This is a genomic window from Winogradskyella poriferorum (genome assembly GCF_050618035.1).
Classification (GTDB): Bacteria; Bacteroidota; Bacteroidia; order Flavobacteriales; family Flavobacteriaceae; genus Winogradskyella; species Winogradskyella poriferorum_A.
The window spans coordinates 1-207 of sequence record NZ_JBODPY010000359.1 but is presented as its reverse complement, the minus strand read 5'-3'; the positions used below and the strand labels follow the sequence as shown (position 1 = coordinate 207).

The 207-nt window shown below is 35.7% G+C and carries 1 protein-coding gene; it reads left to right on the top strand.

Annotation, left to right across the window (positions count from 1 at the left end; genetic code table 11):
* The coding region (locus tag ACRHOC_RS16055) for a histidinol dehydrogenase (protein WP_431159545.1) at positions 1-207 on the top strand (207 nt) is incomplete at both ends.

Here is a 207-nt window from a genome sequence, read left to right as displayed (position 1 = left end):
GGATCATATAGTCAGGTTATTCTAGTAACGACAAGAAAGATTTTTGCAGAAGACGACAATACAGAAGATAAATCACAATTAGAAGTCTTACCAAGAAAAGCTATGCCTTCAGATGCCATCAATAATTCTAAATCAATCGTAGTAGATAATAATGAGATAGTACTCGCGTTGATTGTTGCGTACGGCCCAGAACACTTTAATGTTGCT